Origin of the sequence: Pseudoalteromonas atlantica (assembly GCA_007988745.1) — a bacterium.
Taxonomy (GTDB): Bacteria; Pseudomonadota; Gammaproteobacteria; order Enterobacterales; family Alteromonadaceae; genus Pseudoalteromonas; species Pseudoalteromonas atlantica.
In genome coordinates, this window is sequence record BJUT01000003.1 from 106,287 (window position 1) to 132,849 (window position 26,563).

30 protein-coding genes are annotated in these 26,563 nt (G+C 39.3%); 3 read left to right on the top strand and 27 right to left on the bottom strand.

Annotated elements, in window-relative coordinates; all coding sequences use genetic code 11:
* Positions 1 to 11: 11 nt before the first annotated feature.
* The gene (gene fdxA / locus PAT01_RS03225) at positions 12 to 335 is read right to left on the bottom strand and encodes a ferredoxin FdxA (protein WP_029774458.1); all 324 of its coding nucleotides are present in this window, start codon (positions 333 to 335) and stop codon (positions 12 to 14) included.
* Positions 336 to 527: 192 nt separating this feature from the next.
* Between fdxA and PAT01_RS03230 the strand changes: the two genes are divergently transcribed.
* Positions 528 to 2,135: an NAD(P)/FAD-dependent oxidoreductase gene (locus PAT01_RS03230; protein ID WP_055254050.1), complete on the top strand. Its 1,608-nt coding sequence runs from the start codon at positions 528 to 530 to the stop codon at positions 2,133 to 2,135.
* 125 nt (positions 2,136 to 2,260) lie between these two features.
* Here the strand turns inward: PAT01_RS03230 and PAT01_RS03235 are convergent, their stop codons facing one another.
* The 23 genes from PAT01_RS03235 to dapA form a co-directional block, all read right to left on the bottom strand.
* Positions 2,261 to 3,562, bottom strand: coding sequence for a DEAD/DEAH box helicase (locus PAT01_RS03235; protein WP_154944729.1), 1,302 nt, complete (start codon positions 3,560 to 3,562; stop codon positions 2,261 to 2,263).
* Between the two features lie 68 nt (positions 3,563 to 3,630).
* Positions 3,631 to 4,062, bottom strand: coding sequence for an excinuclease ABC subunit A (locus PAT01_RS03240; RefSeq protein WP_096042945.1), 432 nt, complete (start codon positions 4,060 to 4,062; stop codon positions 3,631 to 3,633).
* 1 nt (position 4,063) lies between these two features.
* Positions 4,064 to 4,867 (bottom strand): MipA/OmpV family protein, encoded by an 804-nt coding sequence (locus tag PAT01_RS03245; RefSeq protein WP_154944731.1) that lies wholly within the window; start codon positions 4,865 to 4,867, stop codon positions 4,064 to 4,066.
* 1 nt (position 4,868) lies between these two features.
* Positions 4,869 to 6,098, bottom strand: coding sequence for a beta-ketoacyl-ACP synthase (locus PAT01_RS03250; RefSeq protein ID WP_154944733.1), 1,230 nt, complete (start codon positions 6,096 to 6,098; stop codon positions 4,869 to 4,871).
* Positions 6,098 to 6,823, bottom strand: a complete 726-nt coding sequence (fabG, locus tag PAT01_RS03255; protein WP_029772005.1) for a 3-oxoacyl-ACP reductase FabG — start codon at positions 6,821 to 6,823, stop codon at positions 6,098 to 6,100. The genes PAT01_RS03250 and fabG overlap by 1 nt, the downstream gene beginning before the upstream one ends.
* Positions 6,820 to 7,275 (bottom strand): hotdog family protein, encoded by a 456-nt coding sequence (locus tag PAT01_RS03260; protein ID WP_154944735.1) that lies wholly within the window; start codon positions 7,273 to 7,275, stop codon positions 6,820 to 6,822. Before PAT01_RS03260 ends, fabG begins: the two co-directional genes overlap by 4 nt.
* Positions 7,268 to 8,437, bottom strand: a complete 1,170-nt coding sequence (locus tag PAT01_RS03265; RefSeq protein WP_154944737.1) for a beta-ketoacyl-ACP synthase — start codon at positions 8,435 to 8,437, stop codon at positions 7,268 to 7,270. Before PAT01_RS03265 ends, PAT01_RS03260 begins: the two co-directional genes overlap by 8 nt.
* Positions 8,437 to 9,024, bottom strand: a complete 588-nt coding sequence (locus PAT01_RS03270) for a DUF3261 domain-containing protein (protein WP_154944739.1) — start codon at positions 9,022 to 9,024, stop codon at positions 8,437 to 8,439. Before PAT01_RS03270 ends, PAT01_RS03265 begins: the two co-directional genes overlap by 1 nt.
* Positions 9,012 to 10,250 (bottom strand): NAD(P)/FAD-dependent oxidoreductase, encoded by a 1,239-nt coding sequence (locus PAT01_RS03275; RefSeq protein WP_064387203.1) that lies wholly within the window; start codon positions 10,248 to 10,250, stop codon positions 9,012 to 9,014. Before PAT01_RS03275 ends, PAT01_RS03270 begins: the two co-directional genes overlap by 13 nt.
* Positions 10,251 to 10,254: 4 nt before the next feature.
* Complete coding sequence (locus PAT01_RS03280; protein WP_154944741.1) at positions 10,255 to 12,501, bottom strand: MMPL family transporter; 2,247 nt, start codon at positions 12,499 to 12,501, stop codon at positions 10,255 to 10,257.
* A 29-nt stretch (positions 12,502 to 12,530) separates the two neighbouring features.
* Positions 12,531 to 13,052: an outer membrane lipoprotein carrier protein LolA gene (locus PAT01_RS03285; protein ID WP_138577296.1), complete on the bottom strand. Its 522-nt coding sequence runs from the start codon at positions 13,050 to 13,052 to the stop codon at positions 12,531 to 12,533.
* A 14-nt stretch (positions 13,053 to 13,066) separates the two neighbouring features.
* A complete protein-coding gene (locus PAT01_RS03290) occupies positions 13,067 to 13,495 on the bottom strand; it encodes an acyl-CoA thioesterase (protein ID WP_054981885.1) in 429 nt (142 codons plus the stop codon).
* A complete protein-coding gene (locus PAT01_RS03295; RefSeq protein WP_039037438.1) occupies positions 13,488 to 15,032 on the bottom strand; it encodes an HAL/PAL/TAL family ammonia-lyase in 1,545 nt (514 codons plus the stop codon). The genes PAT01_RS03290 and PAT01_RS03295 overlap by 8 nt, the downstream gene beginning before the upstream one ends.
* Position 15,033: 1 nt before the next feature.
* Positions 15,034 to 15,993, bottom strand: a complete 960-nt coding sequence (locus tag PAT01_RS03300; RefSeq protein ID WP_138577298.1) for an LpxL/LpxP family acyltransferase — start codon at positions 15,991 to 15,993, stop codon at positions 15,034 to 15,036.
* Positions 15,983 to 16,732 carry a glycosyltransferase family 2 protein gene (locus PAT01_RS03305; RefSeq protein ID WP_004586473.1) on the bottom strand — a complete coding sequence of 250 codons (750 nt, stop codon included), beginning with the start codon at positions 16,730 to 16,732 and terminating at the stop codon, positions 15,983 to 15,985. The genes PAT01_RS03300 and PAT01_RS03305 overlap by 11 nt, the downstream gene beginning before the upstream one ends.
* Positions 16,725 to 17,090: an ApeI family dehydratase gene (locus tag PAT01_RS03310; RefSeq protein WP_138577300.1), complete on the bottom strand. Its 366-nt coding sequence runs from the start codon at positions 17,088 to 17,090 to the stop codon at positions 16,725 to 16,727. The genes PAT01_RS03305 and PAT01_RS03310 overlap by 8 nt, the downstream gene beginning before the upstream one ends.
* The gene (locus tag PAT01_RS03315; protein ID WP_318299732.1) at positions 17,074 to 18,438 is read right to left on the bottom strand and encodes an AMP-binding protein; all 1,365 of its coding nucleotides are present in this window, start codon (positions 18,436 to 18,438) and stop codon (positions 17,074 to 17,076) included. Before PAT01_RS03315 ends, PAT01_RS03310 begins: the two co-directional genes overlap by 17 nt.
* Positions 18,431 to 18,895 carry a COG4648 family protein gene (locus PAT01_RS03320; RefSeq protein ID WP_249322029.1) on the bottom strand — a complete coding sequence of 155 codons (465 nt, stop codon included), beginning with the start codon at positions 18,893 to 18,895 and terminating at the stop codon, positions 18,431 to 18,433. Before PAT01_RS03320 ends, PAT01_RS03315 begins: the two co-directional genes overlap by 8 nt.
* Before the next feature lie 104 nt (positions 18,896 to 18,999).
* Positions 19,000 to 19,245 (bottom strand): acyl carrier protein, encoded by a 246-nt coding sequence (locus PAT01_RS03325; protein WP_004586477.1) that lies wholly within the window; start codon positions 19,243 to 19,245, stop codon positions 19,000 to 19,002.
* Between the two features lie 22 nt (positions 19,246 to 19,267).
* Complete coding sequence (locus PAT01_RS03330; protein ID WP_004586478.1) at positions 19,268 to 19,525, bottom strand: phosphopantetheine-binding protein; 258 nt, start codon at positions 19,523 to 19,525, stop codon at positions 19,268 to 19,270.
* Positions 19,522 to 20,307 carry a lysophospholipid acyltransferase family protein gene (locus tag PAT01_RS03335; protein ID WP_029771989.1) on the bottom strand — a complete coding sequence of 262 codons (786 nt, stop codon included), beginning with the start codon at positions 20,305 to 20,307 and terminating at the stop codon, positions 19,522 to 19,524. The genes PAT01_RS03330 and PAT01_RS03335 overlap by 4 nt, the downstream gene beginning before the upstream one ends.
* Entirely contained in the window at positions 20,300 to 20,995 is a 696-nt protein-coding gene (locus tag PAT01_RS03340; protein WP_138577306.1) for a beta-ketoacyl synthase chain length factor, read from the bottom strand. The genes PAT01_RS03335 and PAT01_RS03340 overlap by 8 nt, the downstream gene beginning before the upstream one ends.
* A gap of 119 nt (positions 20,996 to 21,114) precedes the next feature.
* Complete coding sequence (gene dapA, locus PAT01_RS03345) at positions 21,115 to 22,032, bottom strand: 4-hydroxy-tetrahydrodipicolinate synthase (RefSeq protein WP_138577308.1); 918 nt, start codon at positions 22,030 to 22,032, stop codon at positions 21,115 to 21,117.
* Positions 22,033 to 22,204: 172 nt separating this feature from the next.
* On the opposite strand from dapA, the gene PAT01_RS03350 reads away from it, so the two are divergent.
* Positions 22,205 to 22,858, top strand: coding sequence for a DUF6058 family natural product biosynthesis protein (locus PAT01_RS03350; RefSeq protein ID WP_126008961.1), 654 nt, complete (start codon positions 22,205 to 22,207; stop codon positions 22,856 to 22,858).
* A gap of 117 nt (positions 22,859 to 22,975) precedes the next feature.
* Here the strand turns inward: PAT01_RS03350 and PAT01_RS03355 are convergent, their stop codons facing one another.
* The 3 genes from PAT01_RS03355 to PAT01_RS03365 form a co-directional block, all read right to left on the bottom strand.
* Positions 22,976 to 23,263 carry a putative quinol monooxygenase gene (locus PAT01_RS03355; RefSeq protein WP_126008963.1) on the bottom strand — a complete coding sequence of 96 codons (288 nt, stop codon included), beginning with the start codon at positions 23,261 to 23,263 and terminating at the stop codon, positions 22,976 to 22,978.
* Positions 23,264 to 23,328: 65 nt separating this feature from the next.
* Positions 23,329 to 24,144 (bottom strand): 2,5-didehydrogluconate reductase DkgB, encoded by an 816-nt coding sequence (gene dkgB, locus PAT01_RS03360; RefSeq protein WP_004586484.1) that lies wholly within the window; start codon positions 24,142 to 24,144, stop codon positions 23,329 to 23,331.
* A gap of 155 nt (positions 24,145 to 24,299) precedes the next feature.
* The gene (locus PAT01_RS03365; protein WP_004586485.1) at positions 24,300 to 25,472 is read right to left on the bottom strand and encodes an MFS transporter; all 1,173 of its coding nucleotides are present in this window, start codon (positions 25,470 to 25,472) and stop codon (positions 24,300 to 24,302) included.
* A 114-nt stretch (positions 25,473 to 25,586) separates the two neighbouring features.
* Between PAT01_RS03365 and PAT01_RS03370 the strand changes: the two genes are divergently transcribed.
* Entirely contained in the window at positions 25,587 to 26,474 is an 888-nt protein-coding gene (locus tag PAT01_RS03370; RefSeq protein WP_138577310.1) for a LysR family transcriptional regulator, read from the top strand.
* Positions 26,475 to 26,563 lie beyond the last annotated feature (89 nt).

A 26,563-nucleotide genomic window follows, 5' to 3' on the forward strand; every position in this document is an offset into this window, starting at 1 on the left:
TAATTTAAAAGCTAGGTTTCAATTAATTTAAGCTTATTAGCCACGCCATTCCAACTATCGGCATCAGCAGGCGCTGGTTTTACCTCAACAATGCGTGGCCACACCAATGCAAGCTCAGCATTAAGCTCGGTAAACTCTTTTTGGTCTTCTGGCAGCTCATCTTCTTGGTAAATTGCTTCAGCTGGGCACTCTGGTACGCATAATCCACAATCTATGCAATCAATAGGGCTTATTGCTAAAAAGTTAGGGCCTTCGTAAAAGGCATCTGCAGGGCACACTGCCACACAATCTGTGTATTTACACTTAATACAGTTTTCGGTGACCACAAACGCCATAATAGTTTAAACCTAGTAATTAATTATCTAAAGCGAGGATCATACCCAACCCCATTAAAAACACAATAAATATGTGCCATCTGCGGTCAATTTAACGTAATATATGCGCCCTTAATGTATAGCCATTACGTGCCCTACACTTCTTATTGTGAGCGGATAATATTACCGCTAAGACACCTAAAAGAGATAACAATGATACGTTTAACCGAAATAAAGCTGCCGCTTGATCATAACGAAGACGCTATAGGCCAAGCCATAGTTGATAAACTAAAAATACAGCCAGCGCAGCTACACAGCTACAATGTGTTTAAACGTGGGTACGATGCACGTAAAAAAACGGCTATTTTACTTATTTATACCCTCGATATTGAAGTAGATAACGAAGAAGCGCTGTTAAACGCATTTGCAAAAGATCAGCACGTAAAACCTGCCCCTGATACCTCATACAAATTTGTTGCCCAAGCCCCCGCTAACCTTACTGAGCGCCCTGTAGTAATTGGCTTTGGCCCGTGTGGATTATTTGCGGGCTTAGTGCTGGCTCAAATGGGTTTTAACCCTATTATTTTAGAGCGCGGTAAAGAAGTACGCGAACGTACCAAAGACACCTTTGGCTTTTGGCGTAAACGTACCCTTAATACAGAGTCTAATGTGCAGTTTGGCGAGGGTGGCGCAGGTACATTTTCAGACGGTAAACTATACAGCCAAGTAAAAGATCCAAAACATTACGGGCGTAAAGTTATCACCGAATTTGTAGAAGCCGGCGCACCAGATGAAATTTTATACGTAAGTAAGCCACACATTGGTACGTTTAAACTTGTTACCATGATTGAAAAAATGCGCGCACGTATTATTGAACTTGGCGGCGAAATCCGCTTTAGTACCCGCGTAGACGACATTCATATAGATGATGGACAAGTAACTGGCTTAACGCTTTCAAACGGTGAAAAGCTCAATACCCGCCATGTAGTACTTGCTGTGGGACATAGCGCCCGTGATACCTTTAAAATGATTCACGATAAAGGCATTTACGTAGAAGCAAAACCGTTTTCTGTGGGCTTTAGAATCGAGCACAAGCAATCGATGATTGATGAGTGTCGTTTTGGGCCTAACGCGGGTAACCCCATTTTAGGCTCTGCTGATTATAAACTCGTTCACCATTGTGATAATGGCCGCACAGTTTACAGCTTTTGTATGTGCCCAGGAGGGACTGTTGTAGCCGCCACCTCTGAAGAAGGCCGCGTAGTAACAAACGGTATGAGCCAATACTCTCGTAGTGAGCGCAATGCAAATAGTGCCATTGTAGTAGGTATTACACCTGAAAAAGACTTCCCTGGTCACCCGCTTGCCGGCATTGATTTGCAACGTAAACTAGAAGAGCAAGCCTATGCATTAGGCGGCAGCAACTACGATGCACCAGCACAGTTAATTGGCGACTTTTTAAAAGGAAAAGCATCGGGCGATTTAGGTGATGTACAACCATCGTTTACACCAGGAATAAAACTCACCGATTTAGCAAATGTACTCCCGCAGTTTGCTATCGATGCAATACGCGAAGCCATTCCAGCCTTTAATAAGCAAATTCGTGGTTTTTCTACAAACGACGGATTATTAACAGGGGTAGAAACCCGTACATCATCGCCGATTAGTATCAAACGCGATAAAAGCTTCCAAAGCATAAATACTAAAGGTTTATACCCAGCGGGTGAAGGCGCAGGTTACGCAGGTGGTATTTTATCTGCAGGTATTGATGGTATTAAAGCAGCTGAAGCCGTTGCACTCTCAATGTTAGAAAACGCTTAACCCTTTTAAGTTATTAATCAAAAACCTCACTTAGTGAGGTTTTTTTGTTTAAACCTTGAGCTAAATTGAGGCACAAAAAAACCTGAGTAAACCTCAGGTTTTTTATAAATGCTAAATTTTTAAGCTTACTTTTTAAGGGTAAGCTTGGCGCCTTTTAAGCTTTTACGCACATTTGAAATACGTGAGCGATTTACCGCACGTGCTTCGCCTGTTGCTTGGCCTGTTGGCTTATTAGTACGGCTACGGCGTAAATGCGCTGGTTTTTTACCTATTTTATCAATAAGTACTTCACGGCTACTTACTTCATAACCCTCTAAGTAAACACGTTTGATTTTTTGGCCAATTAACGACTCTATTTCAAATAAGGTGTTTTCTTCTTCGCGGCTTACAAACGAAATAGCTTGGCCTTGATTACCAGCACGACCTGTACGGCCAATGCGGTGTACGTAATCTTCTGCAAGCCATGGTAAATCAATATTAATTACTCGTGGTAGGCCTTCAATATCAATACCACGCGCTGCAACTTCGGTAGCCACTAAAACACGTACTTTGCCTTCTTTAAATTCACGAAGTGCACGTCGGCGGTTACCTTGCGATTTATCACCATGACATACAGTGGCAGGAATACCATCAAGGTTAAGCTCTTTAACCAGCTCATCCGCCGTTTCTTTCATGTTTACAAACACAAGTACCTGTTGCCAGTTCTTTTTACCAATCAGCTCAGAAAGCAGCTCTTGCTTACGACGCTCTTCAACTGGGTACACAACATGCTGTACCGTACTTGCAGTACTATTAGTTTGATCTACGCGAACAATTTCAGGCTGTTTTAATACTTTTGCTGCAAACTGCTTAATAGCCGCTGGAAAAGTGGCTGAAAAAAGTAAAATTTGGCGCTGCTCGTCACAACTTTTAATAACACTTTGCATATCTTTAATAAAGCCCATATCAAGCATACGGTCGGCTTCATCAAGTACTAAGTGTTTAACGCTTGCTAGGCTTAAATTACCTAAGCGAATATGATCAAGTAAACGCCCTGGGGTTGCAACTACAACATCTACGCCGTCTTTAAGTGCATTTGCTTGGCCTGCGGTATTAACACCGCCAAATAGGCTCACTACTTTTAAAGCGGTATGTTTTGCATAGGCTTTAAAGTTATTTGCTATTTGCTCTGCCAGCTCACGAGTTGGCGCAAGCACTAACGCGTGCGGAGCATTGCTTGTGCTTAGCTCAGATTCAGTTAATTTTTGGATGATAGGTAAAGCAAACGCAGCCGTTTTACCTGTGCCTGTTTGGGCACTTGCTAAAACGTCTTTACCTTTACGAACAGCCGGAATAGCTGAACGCTGAATGGGCGTAAGGGTGTGGTAATTAAGTTCGCCTAACGCCTGAATAAGTTCAGGGGAAAAACTAAAAGATTTAAAATTCATGCTGTATAACCTGCGGCCACATTTATCAAGGGTCGCAAATTATACAGCAAAAATGAGTCAACAGTTAGTTATAACTTAACTAAAGTGCCTTTTAATGCAACGCCAGCGATAATTGTACCAGCACCGCATTCATATTCCGTGCTACTTACAAACTTACGCTTTTTATAATATGATTGAATATTTACAACTGCGTTCATGCCTTCTTTTATGGCACGCTCTTGTAGTGCTTTTAAAGCACTAAGCATGACCCACTCGCACGCTTCACGATCACTTTTATTAAATGCGTTAGTTTTTTTATTAGTGATCACTTCACCGTATTTACTGCTCTCACTACCGTAGCTTTGATCAGCAAAGTAAAGAGGTACATCTAATAGCGCACTTTTGGCTTTACTGGTTTCTAGCAGTGATTGAATAGGATATTTACCTATATCATCACGTGCTTCAACCGCACTCACTGTTAACAAAGATGTAGCTAATAATAAACTTGTCATTAATTTCATTTTATATTCCTTCTTTTGTATAGAACTTCCATGCAACTCCAAAACCAAACGAGATATTACTATCGTGTTTCACTAAGGGACTACGTTGCTGTTTGCTTTGGGCTAAGTGGTGATATTTAATAAAGCCACCTAGCCAATATTTTTTACTATCTAAATTAAGCCCCAGCGAAATATCGGCGCCAGAATAGCCCGACTGAGTATTAAACTTTGAACGTGAATCATGCGTATCTGATGCTGATATACTATAATAATAATTTAAGTAACGACCGTCGGCAAAATTGGCATTTGCTCTTACGCTAGTGGTAATTTCATAAGTTGGGGCAATAAACACCGGGCTTTGATAGTAGATGCTCGGCCCATAACGCCAACCGACGTTAGTCACTGAGCTAAAATCAGTTGCCATAGCTTTACGGGTGAATAAGCCAATATAAAATTGTTCTGCCGCTTGGGGATCACCTTTAAAGTAATAATTTAGCGAAGGTCCAAGTTCAAACACCCAATCTAAATCATCCATGCCTTCTCGAGCTTGGTTACCTGCGCTGTCAACGGCTATACTAACTCCAGCAGATATATCTAGGTGTACATTATCAAAATGCCATAAGTAACCAGTAAAGCTATTGCGGTCCACATCTAACTCATCACTTTGATAACGAACATAAGGCACAGGCATTATGTATTGCTCACTTTGATCTGATCCTAGATAGTGGGGGATATCAGCCACAAACACACCACCGCCTATTTCTAATTTAGATGTAGCAAAACTCAATGGGCTAAATAAACACAAAAATAACACTAACCAAGGCATATTACTCACCTTTAAAGCGTTTAAAAATCAATGAGGTATTAATGCCACCAAATGCAAAGTTATTACTCATTATATAATCGGTATCTATTTCACGGCCATGTTCTGTAATATAATCTAAAGGCGCACACTCATTGTCTACTTCTGTCAAATTAATTGTTGGGGCAAACCAATTATCAGTCATCATATTAATACTAGCCCACGCTTCTATCGCCCCACAAGCACCTAAAGTATGACCAAGATAACTTTTTAGTGAACTAATTGGTTTAGCACCTAACGCGTTAAAGGTTGCATTTGTTTCTGCAATGTCACCACGATCTGTTGAAGTACCATGTGCATTAACATAACCAATTTGATCTGCCGATAAATTTGCATCTTGCAATGCCATTTCAATGGCTATTTGCATGGTATCTGAAGATGGTTGAGTAACATGTTGTCCATCAGAGTTACAGCCAAAACCGACAACCTCAGCCAATATATTTGCCCCTCTAGCTTTAGCATGCTCATACTCTTCAAGTATTAAAGTACCGGCACCTTCTCCTATAACCAAGCCATCACGGTTTTTATCAAATGGGCGAGGCGTATTTTTAGGGGTGTCATTTTTAATACTTGTAGCATACAGCGTATCAAATACAGCTGCTTCGGTAATACAAAGTTCTTCTGCCCCCCCTGCTACCATTATTTTTTGACGACCAAATTTAATTGCCTCATAAGCGTAGCCAATACCCTGCGAGCCAGACGTACATGCCGAACTTGTGGTGATCACTCGTCCTTTTATGCCAAAAAATACGCCTACATTTACTGGCGCTGTATGTGCCATCATTTGAATATAGCTTGTAGCTGTGACTCCAGACATTGAGCCACTTTCCAACATATTTGCAAATGCGAGAAGTGGCGGTGTTGAGCCGGTGGATGAGCCATATGCTACACCGGTAGAGCCGTCTGTAAGACTTTTATGTTCAAGTAAATCAGCTTGCTCAAGCGCACGCTCAGTTGCACGTGTGGACATAAGTGCCACTCGCCCCATTGAGCGTATTTGCTTACGTTTATAATGGTTAGGTTTTTCAAAATGGGTGACAGGGGCAGCTAAGCGCGTATTAAGCCCATCAGCTTTATCCCATTCACGCATTGTTACAACTGCATTTTCACCTTTAATCAAGGCGCTTTTAAATTCATCCCAATCATCGCCCAATGCGGTTATAACCGACATCCCTGTAACAACAACACGTTTCATTAAACCATCCCGCCGTTAACCGAAATAACTTGGCGAGTGATGTAAGCAGCATCATCAGACATTAAAAATGCAACTGTACCAGCCACTTCGTTCACTGTTCCCATACGTTTAAGTGGAATCATTTTCATCATTTCAGCAACCGGAAGCTCATCCGTCATTGCTGTTTCAATTAAACCAGGCGCTACACAATTTACAGTAATTTTTCGCTTAGCTAGTTCCAGCGATAGGGCTTTGGTAGCGCCAATAATACCTGCTTTCGCTGCGCTGTAATTTACTTGCCCTCTGTTGCCCGCAATACCCGACACTGAAGCCATAGTAATAATGCGCCCACCTTTACGAGTTTGTACCATGGGCATAACTGTTGGGTGCACAACATTATAAAAGCCATCTAACCCAGTTCTAATTACGCTATCCCAATCATCGCCCTGCATTGCCGGAAAAGCCATATCATTGGTAATGCCCGCATTACACACCACACCGTAGTAAGCACCATTGTTTGTAATATCTTGCTCAATTTGTTGCTTTGCCGCTGCTCTATCGCATACGTCAAATTGTAGTAGTGTAGTGCTTTGTCCAAGTGCGTGTATTTCTGCACATGTTTGCTGAGCTTGCTCTAAACCAGTTCTGCAATGAACAGTAATGTCATAGCCTTGAGCTGCAAGTTTAAGTGCAATAGCCTTACCTATACCCCGGCTAGAGCCGGTCACTAAAATTCTTTTATTCATTGGTTTTCTCTTATAAATTCCAGCGGTTCTTCTGGCTGAAATACATTTATTTTTGCATCACACAGTATTTTTTTATTTTCACTTATTTGGCATTCAAACACACTTAAACCAGATTCTTCTTGGTAAAGCTTGTGAACATAAATAGTTAAGGTGCTGTTTTTATAAAACATAGCCTGATGTGTTTTATATTTTCGCGTGCCGATCAAAAAGCCAATTTTAACCGCTTCATTAATATCGTTAACTAATGCTCCAGCATAGGCAGCTATAGACTGGGCCATATATTCAACACCTATATAACTTGGCACTCCCTCAATTTGCTCATTATAAAAAGGGCTTTGGGGTGTAATAGTCACAGAGCAGGTTGCACTTTCATCGCTGTATTCAACTAACTGATCTATTAAGATCATAGGAGCATCGTGGGGTACAACCTGCTCTATAGAATAATTATTCATTATGAGTACCTAAAATCAAACTGGCATTATTACCACCAAACGCAAATGAGTTTGATAGGCAGTAATTTAATTTAACCGTGCTAGCTTGCTCAATAACGTTGATATCTGCGAGCTTATTTCTGTGTGTGCATTTATTAAAAGGCAAAGTAATATTTCCTCTCCCTCTGAGCAACAGCCAACAAATACCTGCTTCAATTGCACCAGCTGCACCTAAAGTGTGCCCAGTTAAGTACTTACTGGAGCTCAGCGGTGTATTGTTGCCAAACACACTATTAATTGCAAGGGCTTCCATTTCGTCATTTTTAATTGTTGCTGTGCCGTGTGCATTTATATAGTCAATATCACTAGGTAATAAGTCAGCAACGGCCAGAGCTGCTTTCATTGCCGATTCTGCACCATTACCGCTAGGGTCTGGCGCCGAAATGTGATGAGCATCAGAGCTTTCCCCACCACCTAAAAACATGACGCCATTTTCTAACGGTGCTTCTTTACTCATGACAAATAACGCAGCACCCTCACCAATATTAATACCATCTCTGTCATCGCAAAAAGGCTTACACATTCCAGTGCTCATTGATGCCAAGGCATTAAATCCATTAATGGTAAGTTTGCAAAGGCTGTCTACGCCACCACAAATTACAACGTCTGCTAAATCAGCAGTTATTAAAGCTTTTGCGCTAATGAGAGCTTTAGCACTTGAGGTACATGCCGTTGAAATACTATAACAAGGACCTAACGCCCCTACTTTTTCGGCTATGTAATGTGAAGGAGTAGCAAGTTCTTGATCAGCATATAAAAAGTCACTTGGCCACACACCTGAACTGTCGTGTTCAGCTCGAGCTTGTTCGCCATCATGCACCCCAGATGTACTTGTACCTACCACAACAGCAATTCGTGATTTATCAATATGTGAAAAACGCTTAAGTGTTGGGGATATTTGCTCAAGGGCTATATCAATTAGCGTATCAATACGGTGCTTTTGATTTAGAGGAACGCAGTCCACGTGCCCAACATAAAATGGCAAACCCTCTGTGCTTAAATCTTTTGTCTTTAAAAGCTGTGGGGCTTCATTATTTTGTAAGTTATTTAGGCTAATAATTGTATCTTCAATGCCTTTGCCCATTGCACTTACAATGCCTAAATCATTTAACCAAAAAGTCACTAGTTTACCTTCTCAAATGTAATTTGATAATGTCGCTCACTATTATTTAGTACTGTTTTATTATCGCTATAATTTATTGTAATAATCGAGCGGTTATTTTTTACAACACGCCTTTGTGTGGCTATCTGCTTTATAATCGCCCCAGATATTTTCTCATTAAGAAATAATACAGGCCAATGCACTAAGGCAATATCTGCCAATATATAAGCAGGGTCTAAATCAACACCGACTATCATTTTAGTAACATTAGGTGGTTGGTTATTTAGTTTTTCAAGCTTTAAAATAGGTAAGCCTTGTGTAGTCATTAACAATAAGTTGATAGTACCCTGCTTGTTTATTTCTAATTGTGCTAATAATGTATGCTCTTTCTCATTGTTTTGAATATATAAAACATGCTGCCAATTTTGATCAAACATTTGTACAGGCACATGCGAAATATCAAGTGTAGTGGCTGCAGAAATATCAACACGCTCACTGCTTTTATATGTGCTACTACATGCTGTTATGCAAACACACACTAAAGCTATAAAAGTACATCTTAAAAAGTGTCTGGTATGAGCCTCAATAACTGGGATTAATTTTGACATAGCTGCGCTAATACATTTAAACGACGCTCACTTTGAGCAACAAATGGATTATTTTTATCCCATGCGTAACCCGCTAAAATAGCACTGATCATTTCACGAACCTGCGAGTTTTGTTCTGAATAAAAAATAACGTCTTGAAATCGGGTATCGTACCAACCTTTAACAAAGGTTTTAAAACAATCAACTCCTGCCTGCAATGGCTCGGCGTAACATTCCTCAAAATCAATCACTTCTCCATTTAAATAATCATCAATAAGGGGGGCAATTAAGTGTGCAGACTTTAAAGCAATAGTCACCCCAGATGAAAACACCGGATCTAAAAATTCACCCGCATTGCCTAGTAAAGCAAAATGTTTTCCATGTAGCGTACATACATTAGCAGAGTAACCACTAATGCTACGCGCCTGTGTTATAGGTACGCGATTAGCTAAAAGTTTTTTTAAGTAAGGGTCTTGCTCTATAAACTGTTTTAAGGTGTCAGCTTCACTACTCTCATTAAAGCGTGTTTGCTTTGCAACAACCCCAATGCTGGACGTGCCATCACTAAAGGGGATGAGCCAATACCAAACATCATTAAATTTAGGGTGAACGGTTATTAAAATTTTATTTCTATCAAACAGCTCGTCAGTAATGCCATCATTAAAGTGACTGAAATAAGCACTACGCACAGGAAAAGTAGAAGGTTTTTCTAAATTTAAAAGTTTTGGTAAAACTCGGCCGAAACCACTCGCATCAAGTACAAACTTAGCCCTTACATCATACGTTTGATTTTTATTATTTTGCACTTGCAGCGTCGCACTAGCAGCTTCATCAGTAAAACCAATAACACTATGCTGATAGCGAATTTCAACGCCTTGATGCTGCGCTCTATCAGCAATCAGCTTATCAAAATCAGCCCGTTTAACTTGAAAAGTAGTACCCGGGCCTAGGCTAAATTTTTCAGTAAAATTTATAGCTGTATTTTGGCCATTACGATGAAACGCAGCACCATCTTTAAATTGAAAGCCAAGCTCATCTGCATGTTCATGTATTGTGTTAACTAGCCCAGCATCAGCTAAATACTCCATACATTGAGGTAATAAGCTTTCGCCAATTGAAAAACGAGGAAATACTTGTTGCTCTAGCACCAGCACTTTCCAGCCTTTTTGTACTAATAAGCTACTTACAAGTGCACCTGAAGGTCCTGCCCCTATAACCACAACATCATACTGCTCAAGGTTGTTCAAATTATTATTCCTTTTGAGACTTTAATACACTTAATGGAGATAAAATATATACGGCTAAAATCCCTACCATAACAGTAAGGCCAAAACTAAAAATGGCGGGGGTATCTGAAAAGGCGAGCATACCAAACACACACATCGAAGAGGCGGCCGACAAGCTAATGGCCAATACATTTACCGCCGTTAAGTTGTTAATTTGGTAAAACACTAAATAATCTATGGCTAGGCCAATAATGAGTAAGCCACCTAGCAGATTAAAAATTGAGATACTTCCTTGCGCTGCATTACATACCCAAAGCATAGTCAATAGGCTGGCACTTAATGTTATCACCTGCACAGTGCCAATCCGAAGGCCAAATTTATAGCTAAATAAAACAAAGCAAATAACAATGGCCACGCCCAATGTAAGCAATAAATACTGGCTGTAGTTTTTAAGTAGGCTACTGATTTGCTCAGGCTTGTTATATATAAACGCATCTTCATAAGCATTAACGTTAGAAGTTAGCGCTTGCGTGGATATTCCCGATACAGAAAACCAAGTAACAGCCTTATTAGGCTCAACAAACATTTGTGCATTTAAAAGTGCTGAAAAATGACTATTTGCTAAAGCGTCGTAACTCAAAAGTTCTGTGTTAGCTGACTCAACTTTTATCCCTGTATATTTTTCAGTGATAATTAACACATCGCTTTTAACAGCCCCGTTAAAGAGCGCTAAATTATTTTTTTGCGTGCGCTTACTAGGTAACCAACGCTTAATAGCATTGTGTTTAAGATGTGAGTTAATACGCTTTAAATCATCTATTAGTTGCTCTTGCTTTTGCAGTAGTTGTTCAGCATTTGATGCAAATAAAAATACAATGTGGGCATCTAACTGTCCCAATAAAGTTAAATGCTTTTGCTCATTAAGTATTAGTTGCTGTGGGCTTGCATTTAGTAAACGTACATCGTTGTTAAATGAAACCGGTTTAAGGTAAAACAAAAACATTAACACCAGCCCCAATACGAGTAAAACCGATTGCTTACAACGGTTAAAGCGCACCATTAAACCTAATAACTGCTGACTTTTAATCAAACTTCGCTCAGAGAGTACAAGCTTAGATTGCCAGATAGGTAATATAATTAATGTGAATAACCAGGCGCTCGCAAGCCCAGCAATTACAAACACTGCTACTTGCGATAAAAGTGAAATTGGCGCACCTAATAAACAGCTATAGCCGAGGCCTGTTGTAATAAAAGATAAAAGCAAAGCTGTTTTTGTGCCTTTACTTAACCCACTACTTTGGTAAAAACTGTTGCCATACGCTAAATCAGTCATCGCATGAAATGCATAATCAATAGCTATACCAATTAGGGTTACAGCAAAAACTAGTGTTAACAAATGAATCGAATTAAACACAAATACCATGGCCGTAGCACCACCAGCCAGTGCACTAAGTACGGTTAAGCTTGCAAGCAAAATGCTACTGACTTGCCTAAATACCCAAAACACCATTAAAAGTAATGCGATTACACTAAGGCCACCAAATAAGCTCATTTCATACTTAGCTTGCTGAGCGTTTTCAGCTGTATGAAAAAGAGCACCTGAATAGCGAATAGTGGTCTGTGGGTACGTATCATTTAAACTTTCAAGCTTATTTTTAATGCTGCTCGCAAGCTTAATAGACTCATCAATTGGGAGGCTATTGTTAGGAATGGTAGCCAATATAACAGCATAATCAGTATGATTTAGACGGCGCGTTAACCGCTCATTTTTTAAAGAGAATAACTGACTTTGTTTTAAATTATCGCCTATAAATGCAGCAAGACTTAAACTAATATCGGCTTTTAGGGTGGCACTTACAAAAGGGTTTCCTAATTGATTTAATTGAGTAAGGTAAAATGACTCAAACTGTGCTTTATCAACCATACTATTTTTATAATTGTCGCTGAGCAGCGCATGTTGATACGCAGAGAACACTGAAGATAACTGCTCAATGCTTGGCAGTTCAAAGCTATTTTTTATATCACGTTTTAACAGCCATGATTTAAGCTCGTCATGTGCTAAGTTTTTACCATCACCAGTAAATGAAAACATAATACGGTTTGCATTTTTTTTAAAAAAGACCTCTTCGCCGTACGCCAATTGAGAATGTGATTTTGGTAATAAACTAAACATATCAGCATTTAATACAGGCTTAGTGATATACAAAGCAGCACAAAGTAAAACAGCTAAAAAACCAAACCATGTAATAAGTACACTAATACGTTTAATCACATCACTTTCCCGAAGGTTACTTACACTTATTAATTATTAGGTGTATTTGCATAAGAAAACTCTATTACTGTGTTGCTACCCGAGTGCTCATTTAAGGTTATACTTTGTACACGCTGGTTATTTTCACAAAGAATAAAATGGCTAAACAGCTGTTTTAATAGCGTATCTTTTGGCTTTAATAATAAACAGCCTGTTTGATTTGTTACATCAAACCGCGCATATAAGGCTCTCATATCTAATCCGAGTAAGTCAGTTAATAAGCCTACAAACTGCTCGCTGCCAGGCTGAGGAGTAAGCTCACCCTCTTTATTTTTCACAAATACTTGGCCATTCTCGATTAGTAATGTACTTTGCACTGGTGTTTTTACATACCAAAGCAGCTTTTCCCCTTCAAGTGTAAACTCCCCTTTAGAGATGAATGGTTTAGAGAAGCCGGCAAAATGTTTTAATTGCTTAAATTCACCCGAAACTGTCGTAGCAGCTAATAAACTGGCACTAAAAAAAACAAAATAAAGACAACTAACAAACACACAATTTTTTAAATAATTCATAGCATCATCCAATATTAGCTAAGTATTTTTGCAAGCTTATCAACTATCACCGCTGGTGAGGCAAACTGCATTTCTTTAGTCGATATCTCAACAGCAACTTGAGTGGTAGTCGCTTTAGTAATACGCTTATTCGTTATGGCATCTGTAATTATATAATCAATTTTTAATCGGTTTTCGAACTCTTTTAAATGCGCGGTCACTTTAATTTTTTGGGTAAATATGGCGGATGCCACGTACTTAATTTGCATATCCACTATTGGCCACGCATAACCCGACTCCATCATTTGAGGATAGTCGTAATCAAATAATCGCAGTAACTCACAGCGAGCCACCTCTAAGTAGCGAGGGTAATTACCATGCCATACAACATTCATCGGATCGCAGTCATGAAATGGAATTTCAATTTCCACTTCATGAGTTAGCAAAGCGCCTTTACTATTCATATAAAGCCCAACGTTTTTCTTGAATATAACTAATGGTTTGTCTAAGTACCGCTTCCATTGGCCTATCTTCAGTTAGGTTTTCGAAATAATGAGTTATGTCAGTATACATCGCTTGCATATCTGCAGTTAAACTTGAAAATTCAAGTTCGCCTTGTTTAATACGCAGCCTCACCCCTTGAATACTTGCTAGTAACGTACTTGCAATAACCTGCTCTGTAAGCTGTAAAATACGCAAACAATCACGTGAGGCAATAGTCCCCATACTTACTTTATCTTGATTATGGCACTCAGTAGAGCGAGAAAATACACTTGCAGGCATCGTTAACTTAAGCGCTTCAGCAGTATAGGCACTGGCGCCTATTTGCACGGCTTTAAAGCCATGATTTATGTAACGACGTTCAGCCTCACTGTCTGATAAATTTGATGGTAATCCATTATTAAATTTAGTATCGACCAATGAAGCGATTTGCCTGTCGGCTAAATCTGCCAGATTTGCAATCGCCGTTTTCATACTATCCATTGCCATTGCAATGTGGCCGCCATAAAAATGGCCACCATGAAGTACATGCTCACCCTCGCCATCAATAATAGGGTTATCGTTTGCAGAGTTAAGCTCGTTTTCTATCATCTGCCTGAAAAATGGCAAACTATCTTGCAATACACCAATAACATGCGGTGCACAGCGAATAGAGTACCTATCTTGCAGTCTATCAGCGTTACGAGGATGGTCATGATGGTTTAAATCATCTCGTATCCATTTAGCAACTTGTTGCTGCCCAGGATGAGGCTTAACAGAGAATAAAATTTCATCAAAATGATGACTATTACCTTTAAGAGCAAGGCTAGACAATGCAGTAATCCTACTTGCAAGTTTTGCTAAATAATTAGCTCTATCAAACGCTAAACAAGCCAGTGCGGTCATCACAGCTGTACCATTCATAACTGCAAGCCCCTCTTTTGGGCGAAGCGTTAAAGGCTTTAAACCAGCCGCTTGCATTACCTGCGCGCTGTTAAGTATTTTATCTTTGTAAAAAACATCACGTTCACCAACCATAGCACCTGCTACATACGACAGTGGGGTTAAATCACCGCTAGCGCCTACCGAACCTTCTTGAGGAATAACAGGTACTATATCAAGGTTTAAATAGTCTTTGAGAAGATTCAGCATTTCCCAGCTTACGCCAGAATAGCCTTGTGAAAGTGATGCTAAGCGCGTAGCTAAAATTGCACGCCCTTGTACTTTATTAAACACATCGCCTAGTCCACAACCATGAAAGCGCGTTAAATGTAATGGTAGCTCATCAACTAAGTTAAGTGGTACAGGAACCGTAACTGAGTCACCATAGCCTGTAGTTACCCCATAAATCACACCATCTTCTTTGAGTAGAGAGTCTAAAAAGCTAAGCGCGCTATCAATCTTTGCGCTAAATTGCTCGCAGCCACTTAATTGCACCTGAGTATTTTGATGTGCAATATTAACAATATCTTCAATAGAAAGTTGTTGGTTTCCAAAAAGCTGTACTTCCTGAGCTGACACTCTACTTCTCCTTTGCATTGCTGCGTTCTACTTGCTGATCGTTTTGCCAAAAATCATAAAAATTAAACCACTGATAAGGATACCGCGCGGCATAAAAGCCTAAACGTGCAGAAAAATCTGTAATTACAGTGGTTAATAGACCTTGCCTTTGTGAGCGGGGTATTTTTAATGTTTGGCTATAATGTTCAAAAATCACATGATACTTTTTTGTTTTTTTATCTTTTAAGCAAAATAAAAAGTAAACGGGGCAATCTAATAATGCAGCTAATATAAAAGGCCCTTGAGAAAAAGATGCTGGCTTACCTAAAAACTCAACACGTGTTGATCGCTCACCCGTTGTAGCGCTTGTTCTATCACCAACAATAACGACTATTTCACCCTGCTCTACTTTATCTTTTAATAAAATAGCTAGATCAGGCCCCATATCGCTCACTTGAATTAAGTTAACCGACACCGCAGGGTTAATTTTTTTAAGCATTTTATTAAATTCAACAGCGTGATGAGTAAATACAAGCACATTAATTTTTTTACTGCTGCGATGCTGGCTCAGTGCTCTACATACCTCAAGGTTACCCAAGTGAGAGCCAATAAAAATGGCCCCTTGCTGTTTCTCATTTAAATCAATAAACAGCTGTTCATTAGTATATTGGATATCCTTTTTTGAAATTCGACCGAGCCAACCATCAATTTTATCAAGGGCGCTATCGGCAAAACTACAAAAATGCATAAGCTGTTGTTTAAAAGTTACTTTACGCTCAACATTATTGTAATTATTAACTTGGACTAAAAACTGCTTAGAAGCCGCGCGTGCAACTTTACCGGTAATAAACAAATAGCAAACAACCGGGAACAAAATAACCCACAGCCCTTTACGACCAAGTACTTTATGGGCAAATAGTAATATTTGTATACCTAAAAAGTTACCTCGCTCTTGCATTTTAGACCAATGTTTAACGGCCATAACGTCTCTTATATTTATGCCATAGTAAAACAGGTGAACGAAGCAGCATGCCAAAAAATAAACGCGTATGTAACCACGAAATACGCACATTATCTTGGAGTGGCTGGAAGTGTGACAAGCCATTTTCTGGGTAAATAACCTGGCTTGGTAAAAAAACAAATGGAACGTTGCGCCAATATAACCTAACCAGTATTTCTGGATCAAAGTCCATACGCTTACCGAGATTAACCTCACTTATAAGCTTATTAGTCACATTTAAAGGGTAGACTCTAAAACCACACATTGAGTCCACAATTTTAAAGCTGAGCGTTTCTATCCATACCCACACATGGGTCAAATAACGTGCTAAGTAACGGTGCTTGGGAACCGATTCATCATACACTGGGCAACAACTAATTAATGCCTGTGGGTGTGTGTTTGAAAGCTCAATCAACTTTTTGATATCTGATAAATTATGTTGCCCATCTGCATCTACTTGTATTGCATGGCTATAACCTTGCTCATACGCGCAGCGCAATCCTGTTTGTACCGCACCGCCTTTGCCTTCATTTTGCTCATGCGATATAAGAGTGAGGTGGGCATATTTTTTCTCAAGAGTAGCAAAAAGAGATTTAGCCTGCACACTACTGGCATCATCAACCATTATTATTGGCAGCGTATACTCAGTTAACGTTGCAAGTACTTCATCAATAACACTTACATGATTAAAATTAGGTATAACAATACAAAAATTATTCATCTGTATCACTTTTAAACACTATACGCCCTGAGGCGTGTTGGCCTTTATCTGATTGATACGAAAAGCCATACTTACCGCCAGGCTTTTCTTCAACAGTTAATTTAATTGTTAGACCAGGGGTAATAACAACCTGAAACTTAAGCACTTCAATATCTTTTACTTCACGTTTAACATTAAAGTATTTTCGCATGGCATTTACGGCCCAATCGAGCTGCACTACACCTGCTAAAATAGGGCCTTGACTAAAGTGACCTTTAAAATAATCTAAACTTGGCGGTATAAAAAGCGTTAGGCAATGACTCTGTGTTGACGATACACAGTTAACAAGTTCAGGCTTTGTGTTAATCAGCTTTGACAAAAAGAGACTCCAATACTTTTAAATTTATTTTAGCTTGCGTGTTGTAGGGTAATTGATTTAGAAAACGCCATTTTTTAGGCGTACAGATCCCTTCAAAACGATTCAATGTATGTGTTTTTAAAAGCGTATTAGTCGCTAACTTTCCATTGGCGTTTAAATATGCTTGTCCTTTATGTGTAAGCACTATAACAGCGCCTAATACTAAACGTTTCCCATTTAGCGTTATTACTTTAGCTTCCTGTACCCACTCACTTTTGCATAAATGTAGCTCTAGTTCGTCAAGGCTTAAGCGTTTTTCTTCAAGCTTTATAATACGGTCAAAACGACCTAGTAATTCAAATTGGCCATTTTGAAATAATGTACCTCGGTCATCTAATAAATAGTTTGTTTGCTCAACTAAAGGCGAATTCAACACTAATCGTTGTTCAGAGGTACTGTGTAATGTGATCCCTAAAAATGGCTGCCAATGACTAACGTTCTCTAAAGACACAACCTGACGATATGCAATTCCGCCAGTTTCGGTGCTGCCAAATACTTGAGTAATGGGTTTATTTAGCTGTTTATTTAAAGTGACAGCGTCTTCATTTTGAAGCGGCCCACCGGATGAGAAAACCCACTGTAAATGTGACTTTTCTTCTATTAAAACGTTATCTTGATGCAGCCGCTTTAGCTGTGCCGGACTGGATATAAACACGGCCTGTGTAATTGTTTTAAGTTTAGTAGCAATATGCTCGGGGTAGTTAAGCAAGTCTGTATCAATTATGTGGTTATTGCTAAGCGGCCATAACACTCTAAATAACAAACCGTAAATATGCTGATGCGAAACACTGGCAATAAATACAGGGTTACGTTTTAAAGCAAACGTACTGTTGAGCGTTTTTATCTCTTTATTAAGCACTCGCCACGATTTAAAAATAGGCTTAGCTTGACCTGAAGAGCCAGAAGTATAAAAAACAAGGTTACCTTCACTCGGCCAAGCAATTTTATTGAACGGTGTGTAGTTAGGTGTAGTTGTTAAATTACCAATATTTTCAAATGGCGTAGTCGCATGCTCGACCAAATCACTATCGCCCAAATAGTAAGGGGTTTGCTCTAAAAGCGCATTGAGTGTTTCGCTTTGACCATTAGGCGGTAAAATTATAGTCCAGCCTTTATGCGCCAATGCAAAAAGGTTTACAGCAAAATCATAGCTACTACTGTTGAAAAGCACTGCCGATGCTTTAGTAGGCGATTGCGGAATTTTAGCCAAAACTTGATTAATATCATTAACAAATTGACGCTCAGATAACGCTGAGCCATTATGACTAAATCGAATATTTATGCTTGCGTTATCTAAAGTATTAAACACCTGCATTCCTTTTTACTTTTTTCCTTACTAACCACTCTACTGCAAATAAAACACCCATAATAATGTATGCAATAAAACCGTTATAAAATGCCCACACATCAAGACTTGTAAACACACTAGTGTATAACGCTATACTGGCGTTAAAAACAAAAAAAACGCACCATATTTTAGTTACATTTTTAGTGTACGAAATGGCTCTTTTATCAAGCTTTGGCTCAGTGATACGTGCAAACGTTTCTATGATACTTGGACCTTTATAAAGCGAGTAAGCAAAAACAAAAAACATAACAGTATTTACAATAACCGGATAAAGCCGAATACCAAAATCACTGCCCATCGTTTTAGATAAGCCAATAGCTAAAATTCCAAGTAATGAGGCTGGCTTTATCCATGGCATTTTAGCTAATAAAGGCTTGCTTAACCAAAGCCTTATTATTAACAGTGTTAATAAAATCATAGTGAGTAAATAACTGTTGAAACGTGTCAGCCCTATATAAACAATGAAAGGGTAACAGGTTAAAAAAATCATTATTAACGCTGTTAAAAATGCCTTAAACATGCTTATTTAACGAGCTTTTCTATTTCAGATACAACATCTTGCACAGTGCGAACTTGTTTAAATGCGTCAGGCTCAATTTTCTTACCTGTAATTTCACGTAACTTAACAACTAAATCTACAGCGTCAATACTGTCTAAGTCTAAATCTTCGTACAGGTTAGCTTCTAAAGAGATATCTTCAGCATCTATTTCAAATTCATTTTCTAAAATGCCGTGTAATACATCATAAATTTCAGCAGCGGTTTTCATTATTATTCCTAGTGTGTGTTAATTAAGTACGTGATTGTTCTATAAATTGCGCTAAAGAGTTAACACTCGCAAAATGCGCTTTAGTTTGTTCTGAATTTGCATCAATTTTTACGTCAAATTCTTTTTTGATAGCAAGCCCGAGCTCTAGCGCATCAATGCTATCTAGCCCTAAACCATCTACAAATAAAGGCTCGTCGTCTTTTATATCGGCAGTGGTCATATCTTCAAGATCTAGGCTCGAAATAATCAATTGTTTAATTTGTTGTTTTAATTCACTCATATATAGCTAAGCTCTTTTGTAAAGTATTGTTGTAAGCCTTTCGTAAGCTGGCGGGACTGTATTGCAGGTACGTCGCTTGTATAAATAATATCGCTTTTGAAAGAATGTGGTGCTAGTTGCATAGAAAAATGCGCTTGGTATGGGGCTACTTTGTACCAAGGCGTCCCTTTAGTTAACGTATTAGGTTTCATTTTAATCAATACGGTGGTTATAGGGGCATGACATCTAAGGGCTATATTTGCAGCCCCTCTTTTAAATTTAAGCGAATTATGAGGTACTGAACGTGTTCCCTCAGGAAAAACAATTAAGTTATTCCCTCTTTTTAGTGTTTGCTCGCATTCTTTTAATAATTCTTGCGGGTCTTCATTGCTTATATAACCTGTACTTTTTATCACACCACGCATAAAAGGGTTTTTAAAAAGGTGTGCTTTTACAACGCAATCAACATTTTTAATAACCGATATAAGTACCACAACATCAATAAGTGATGGGTGATTAGCCAAAACAAGCTCGCCTTTCAAATTAGCTAAATGGGCTTTATCTTTAATATGAAAACGGATAGCGCCAGTATAATGCATTAAAGCGACAAAAAATTTAAAGCTATAATGCACTACCGTACGCGCATCTTCTTTTTGCTTTACAGGACAGCGTTGAAATAAACGTTGAACGGGGAATAGTAGTAAGGCTAAAAATAGCCCACCCAAACCAAATACACTAAAACAAAGGCCAGTGGCTATAATGCGCCAAACAAGGCCTATTACTCTTATTATTGTATTAAGCATAGTGTGTTAACAACCAACCATTAGCACTGGCGCTTTGTTTGTTAAACATTGCTTTAGCAAGCTCTAAACTTAAAGGAGTAGTTGTTTGTTCGCTATTGTTAGTGGCTTGTTTAGTTAAACTAAAATGAGCTTCTTTTTCTGTAGCTAAACGTATAACTAACGCAATAGAATGTGTTATTTGTGCCTCATCAACAAATGTTGTGTACGGCTCTGGGAGTGACTCATCTGTATGCACAAGTAATATATGTGGTTGTTTATACTCAACCAACTTTATATATGCTTCAATCAAAGCGCAAGCAAAGCTATCCTTACCCGCTGCGATAGCGTTCATAGGTTGGGTGTTACCGCTAATAATGCTATACATACCAATCGCAGCGTTGTGCACACTTAAACCAAAGCCTGTCGGAGATAGAGGTTGTTTCTCACCAAGCTCTCCTAATAAATTAGCTGTTTTATGGAAATCGCCATGGCGTGATGAAAAAATAACAGGCATGTTTTCATACCCTTTATCATTTGTAACCTGGTGCGCAGTATGTAAAACCATTTTTACAAATGGTGTCATTCTTCTGCGCTGCATTGCAGGTACCCAACTTAATGTAATTGGTGATGAGTCGTACCAATTTTCATAGGGGCTTTGTCGCTGTTCAGGCTTAATCCATGTAGCGAGTTGTTCAACAACAAATTTCACAAATAAACGTTATTTAGTAAGTAAGGGGGCGAGAATTTTACCGATATTAGCAATAAAAGTAAAATATTCATTAAATAAATGCCAGCACTTACTAACTGTTCAGCGCTGGCTCATATAACCTAAGAAAGCAAAGCAATATCACTTTGTTTTATACTCTTAGCTTTATTGCCCACAATATCATCAACGTTAAGCTCGTTTATTAAGGCCTCGCCTTGTGCTTGTTGCTCATCGCTCAGTGGCACATACGGTAATCTAAATACGGGATTTACCGCGCCTGTCATCATCATTGCGGTGTTTATTGCAATCGGGTTTGGCTCGCAGAATAGCCAGTTCATTAAAGGTTGTAATGAGGTATTTAACGCATCATTTTTAGTATCCATTAACTGGCGGAACAACCCTGGTATAAGATTAGATGTGACCGATATAACACCGTGTGCATTGTGCGTGTGACGTGCATCGTGTGCTTCGTCATCGTTACCTGACCAACACGCAATGCCTTGCTGTTCGTAATGAGCAATACGCTCGTTACCACCACATTCTTTTACACCAATTAAATTAGGGTGTTTTGCTAATGGCTCAATAATATCAGGGGTTAAATCTTGCCCTGTGCGCCCTGCTACGTTGTAAATAAACGCAGGGCCAATATCCAGTACACGTTTAAAGTGCTCGTTAACACCAGCAATAGAAGTGCGGCCATAATATGGGTTAATTTGCAGCGCGGCATGCATACCACTTGCAAAGCCATACTTAGTGGCTTTAATAGCTTCGCGGGTATTATTGCTACCCGTATTCCCTACAATTACCAGCTTATCGCCATATTTATTTGCACTGTGCGCGATAAGCATTAAATGCTCTTCCCAGTTCATTAGCTGGCCTTCGCCGGTTGTACCACCAACCACAATGCCATCTACACCCGCTGCAATTTGTATTTCAACGAGTTCATCGTACTTTGCTAAATCTATTTCACCATTCGCTAAGTATGGGGTTTTAATGGCGGTAATTAAGCTTGCTTGTTTAATTTGTTCTAGGGTGCGCATAAAAATTCATTATTTATAAAATTTGCGCTATTTGTAACATACTTGCAAGCATTTTTGCAGGCCTAAGCGAATAATAAACGTAAAATGGCTTGTGTTATTTAGTTTGATAATACAAAATACAAATACTGTACATTTAAACAGTGTTTGTGTTTTTAACTTTAAGCGAGCCATTATGCGTTTATCTGACTACTTAGCCACTCATTTTTATAACACCGATGAGCTTTGCCATGCTTTAAATATTGATGCCGAGCAACTAGATACATGGCAGCAGCAAAGTATTTTTCCTAAACCAAGTTATTGCATAAAAAGCCAATTAAGTTGCAGCTCGTACTCTGGTTTGTATGAATGTGAAGAGTACGATGACTATTACCCGCGCGGCTGTGTAAATTGGGGGCAAGGGCTAATAAAACAAAAAATAGAATCCTCTAGTAATGCCTTTAATTACTTTGCGCAGCAGTACACGGCAAGCCTGAGTAAACTTGCCCAGCAAGGCTTTAGTTTTGATGAAGAATTATTTGGCTGCGAAATAGACGAGCATTTACAGCAAGTGTGGCAACAGTTTTTATGCAGCAAATACGGCGTACTGACACAAAACGGTTTAATTGACGAAATAGTATGTGTGGATATAGGCCGCTTGCTGGTAGACGATATTACTGAATTGCGCACTAAAGGGAGTTTAAACCAACAAGAGCGTACGCAGCTTCACCCCGCGATGAAATTACTCAATAAAGCATTAGGCCACGGTGCCGATCACGAAAAACAACACACATTACGTGCCCGTTACATAGATGCACTTATTTTAAAGTACGATTTATCGATTAAATAAAATGGCTGAGGTTTTAATACGAGGTGGGTATTTAAAAGACTAAGTAACGCAAATGGCGATGTAAGTTTACGCCGCCACTGTATTTTACTCATTAACTAATATTAAGAGTGCTTTTTACTAGCCGATGGTGTTGTACACATCAATATTACTGCTTGTTACAAGCCCGGTAACTTGGGTACCAAATGCTTTGTAGTGAGGCTCTTGTTTATGAGCTTCAAAGTGTTCTTGCGACGCCCACTGCTCACTTACAAGGTACTCGGTTTTGTCTGAGTCACGTTTAACCGACAACTCGTAACGCAAACAACCCACTTCTTGACGTGAATACTTTTGCAGATTTTCGAGCGCAGTTAAAACAACCTCTGCGTCGATATTTTTGCTCGCTATAGTGGCAATTACCGTTAACATACGGAGTCCTTTTAAAAAAATAAAGGTGCAGCTTTGCTACACCTAATGTTGTTTTGCGTATTTTATTACTGATCCCACTGCGGCGCAAAATCAGGCGTAGCTTGGCGGTCGCCACAATCAAGTCCGTCAATACGAGCAATGTCTTCAGCGTCTAATTTAACATGGTCATTAAAGTTATCTTCTAAGTTTTTACGCTTAGTTGACGATGGAATGGTGGTCATGCCGTTGGCATTAATCCATGCAATAACTACTTGCGCTGGCGATGCCTCATGCTTATTAGCAATATCAATAATAGTTTGATCTTTAAGTACTTTACCAACTACAAATGGCATATACGCTGTAACGTGAATGTCGTGCTGGGCACAGAAAGCGCGTAGCTTAGTATTGGTTAAATACGGATGCACCTCAACTTGGTTAGTAAATATTTCACGCGAATCAAGTGTTTGCATTGCTTCGTTTAAGTTGGCAATAGTAAAATTAGATACGCCAATATGTTTTGTTAAACCAAGCTGCTTAGCTTTTAAAAGCTCCGTTAGGTACTCACTCATTGGTTCATCATTTGAAGGCGCTGGCCAATGAATAAGCAGTAGATCGACAGAGTCTACTTGTAATTTCTCAAGTGACTTTTCAACGCTGGCAATAAAGTCAGTTTTGTTAAGCTTATTGTTCCACACTTTGGTGGTTAAAAATATTTCGCTGCGCGGAATGTTACTATCTTTTATGGCTTGGCCTACTTGCTCTTCGTTACCATAAATTTGCGCAGTATCAATATGACGAAACCCCACTTCTAACGCCATTTTTACTGAATTGTAGGCGGTATCGCCTTCTAAACGGAATGTTCCCATGCCTAAATCTGGCATTTCTATTACACGTTGTGTCATGGCTCTATCCTTATAAAATAATCGGTTAAAAATACAAACTGTTTAAAGTTTTACGAAATACACCTTTTACTTCTTTTGTGTTGTCACCTAAAAATTTATGACCTCAATACAGGTAATGAGGTCATAAATTTAAGTTTCAACCTTAACAGAATACTTTATGCTTGTTTCACTTCTCGCTTATCAAGCATGCCACTGTAACGAGTTACTACTAATGCTAGAGCACAAATTGCTGCGCCAATCCAAGCGGTATCTTGAAGTGACATACCCTCTACTACACTGCCACCAATAATTGAGCCCAGTGCGATACCAATATTAAACGCTGCTATGTTTAAGCCCGATGCGACATCTACCGCATTAGGAGTATGCTTTTGCGCCTGCTTTACGACATAAAGCTGTAAACCCGGTACGTTACCAAACGCAAATGCACCCCATACTAAAATAGTCAGTACGGCCGCTACTTTTGACTCCATCGTAAAAGTAAAAGCCAATAAAATAATTGTCAGCGCACTAAATATAATACTCAGTGCGCTAATTGGGCCGCGTTTATCAGCCAGTTTTCCGCCCCAAATATTACCAATGGCTACCGATACACCGTAAACCAGCATAATTAAACCAATCGCTGAAGGAGCAAAACCTGTTTCTTGCTCTAAAATAGGTGCTAAGTAAGTAAACGCAGTGAACGTGCCGCCGTAACCTAAAATTGTCATTAAATATACGAGTAATAATCGCGGCTTAACAATAACCTGAAGCTGCTCTTTAAACGTTGCCGGAATAGACTGTTTTAAGTTTTTTGGTACTAAAATAGCGCTGCCAATTAAAGCGATTAAACCCAGTACCGACACCACTAAAAACGTTGCTCGCCAGCCAAAGTGTTGGCCAATCCAAGTGCCTAGTGGCACACCCGTCACTAGCGCTACAGTAAGTCCGGTAAACATAATAGCAATAGCACTGGCTTCTTTATCTTTACTTACTAAGCTTGTGGCAATCATTGAGCCAATTGAGAAAAACACCCCGTGAGCCAAGCCTGTTAAAATACGCGCTAGTATTAATGTTTCGTAACTAGGCGCTTGCCATGCAAGTAAGTTACCTAAAACAAATAAGCCCATTAAGCTTATTAGTACAATTTTACGGTTCCAACGCCCAGTTAGTGCGGTCAGTACTGGTGCACCAATGGCAACCCCTACTGCATATAAACTAACTAGCAAACCGGCTGAAGGTAGGCTTACGCCTAAATCGTTTGCAATAGTAGGCACTAATCCCACTATTACGAACTCGGTTGTTCCTATTGCAAATGCGCTTAAGGTGAGCGCCCACAAAGCCAATGGCATAATTAAATCCTCATTATTAGTTAAGACTTACAGTTTGACTAAAAATGTGTTTGCAAAAAATAGCATTAGTGACAAAATACTTTTGTAATTAATGCAAAAGTAAGGTGCTCACGTATGGCTCAGCATGCAAAAACCGAAGACTTAGAAATGTTTTTAACGGTAGTAGATAGCGGAAGTTTTTCAGCAGCAGCTAATTTGCTTGATCAGCAAGTTGCAAAAGTATCGCGGGCCGTGTCTCGCCTTGAAAACACGTTACAATGTACATTACTAAATAGGACCACTCGCCGATTAGAGCTAACCGAAGAGGGCCATACCTTTATTAAATATGCTCGCGATGGCTTAAACACCTTACAAACCGGCGAAGAAGCAATAAAGCTTTTAAAACAAGCCCCTAGTGGAAAATTACGTATTGATGCAGCAAGCCCCTTTGTACTGCACCAATTGGTACCTTTAATTGCTGAATTTAATACGCAATATCCCCACATTACGCTCGATATAACCTCCCACGACAGCATTATAGATTTGCTCGAACATAAAACCGACTTAGCAATTCGTATAGGCGAGTTAAAAGACTCCAACCTACATGCAAAAAAGCTCGGCGTAAGTAAATTGCATTTAGTTGCAAGCCCTAGTTACCTTAAACATACACCGACTATTTCGCACACCAGCGACTTAACTCAGCATAAACTCATTGGCTTTACCGACTCGCCCAAACTTAATAACTGGCCGCTAAAATCGCCCACAGCTTTAAATTTTGGCCTAACCGCAAGTAGCGGCGAAACTGTACGCCAACTATGCTTGGCAAACCAAGGGGTGGCGCTGCTTTCGCACTTTATGATTGGTGATGATTTAAAATCAGGCAAGCTGATAGAAATACTGCCAGGGAGTATCAGCACGCCAAACAACCGCGAAATTGTGCAAGCGGTGTATTACAAAAACAGTGCTGTATCGTCGCGTATAATGGCCTTTTTAGACTTTATAAAACCACTGCTGAAATTGTAAGTGACGTTTTATACCAAACGTTTAATTAAGTAATCTATATTGTGGCTGGAAAAACGTTTTGCTAGCTAGGCAAAAAATTGGCTATTTCG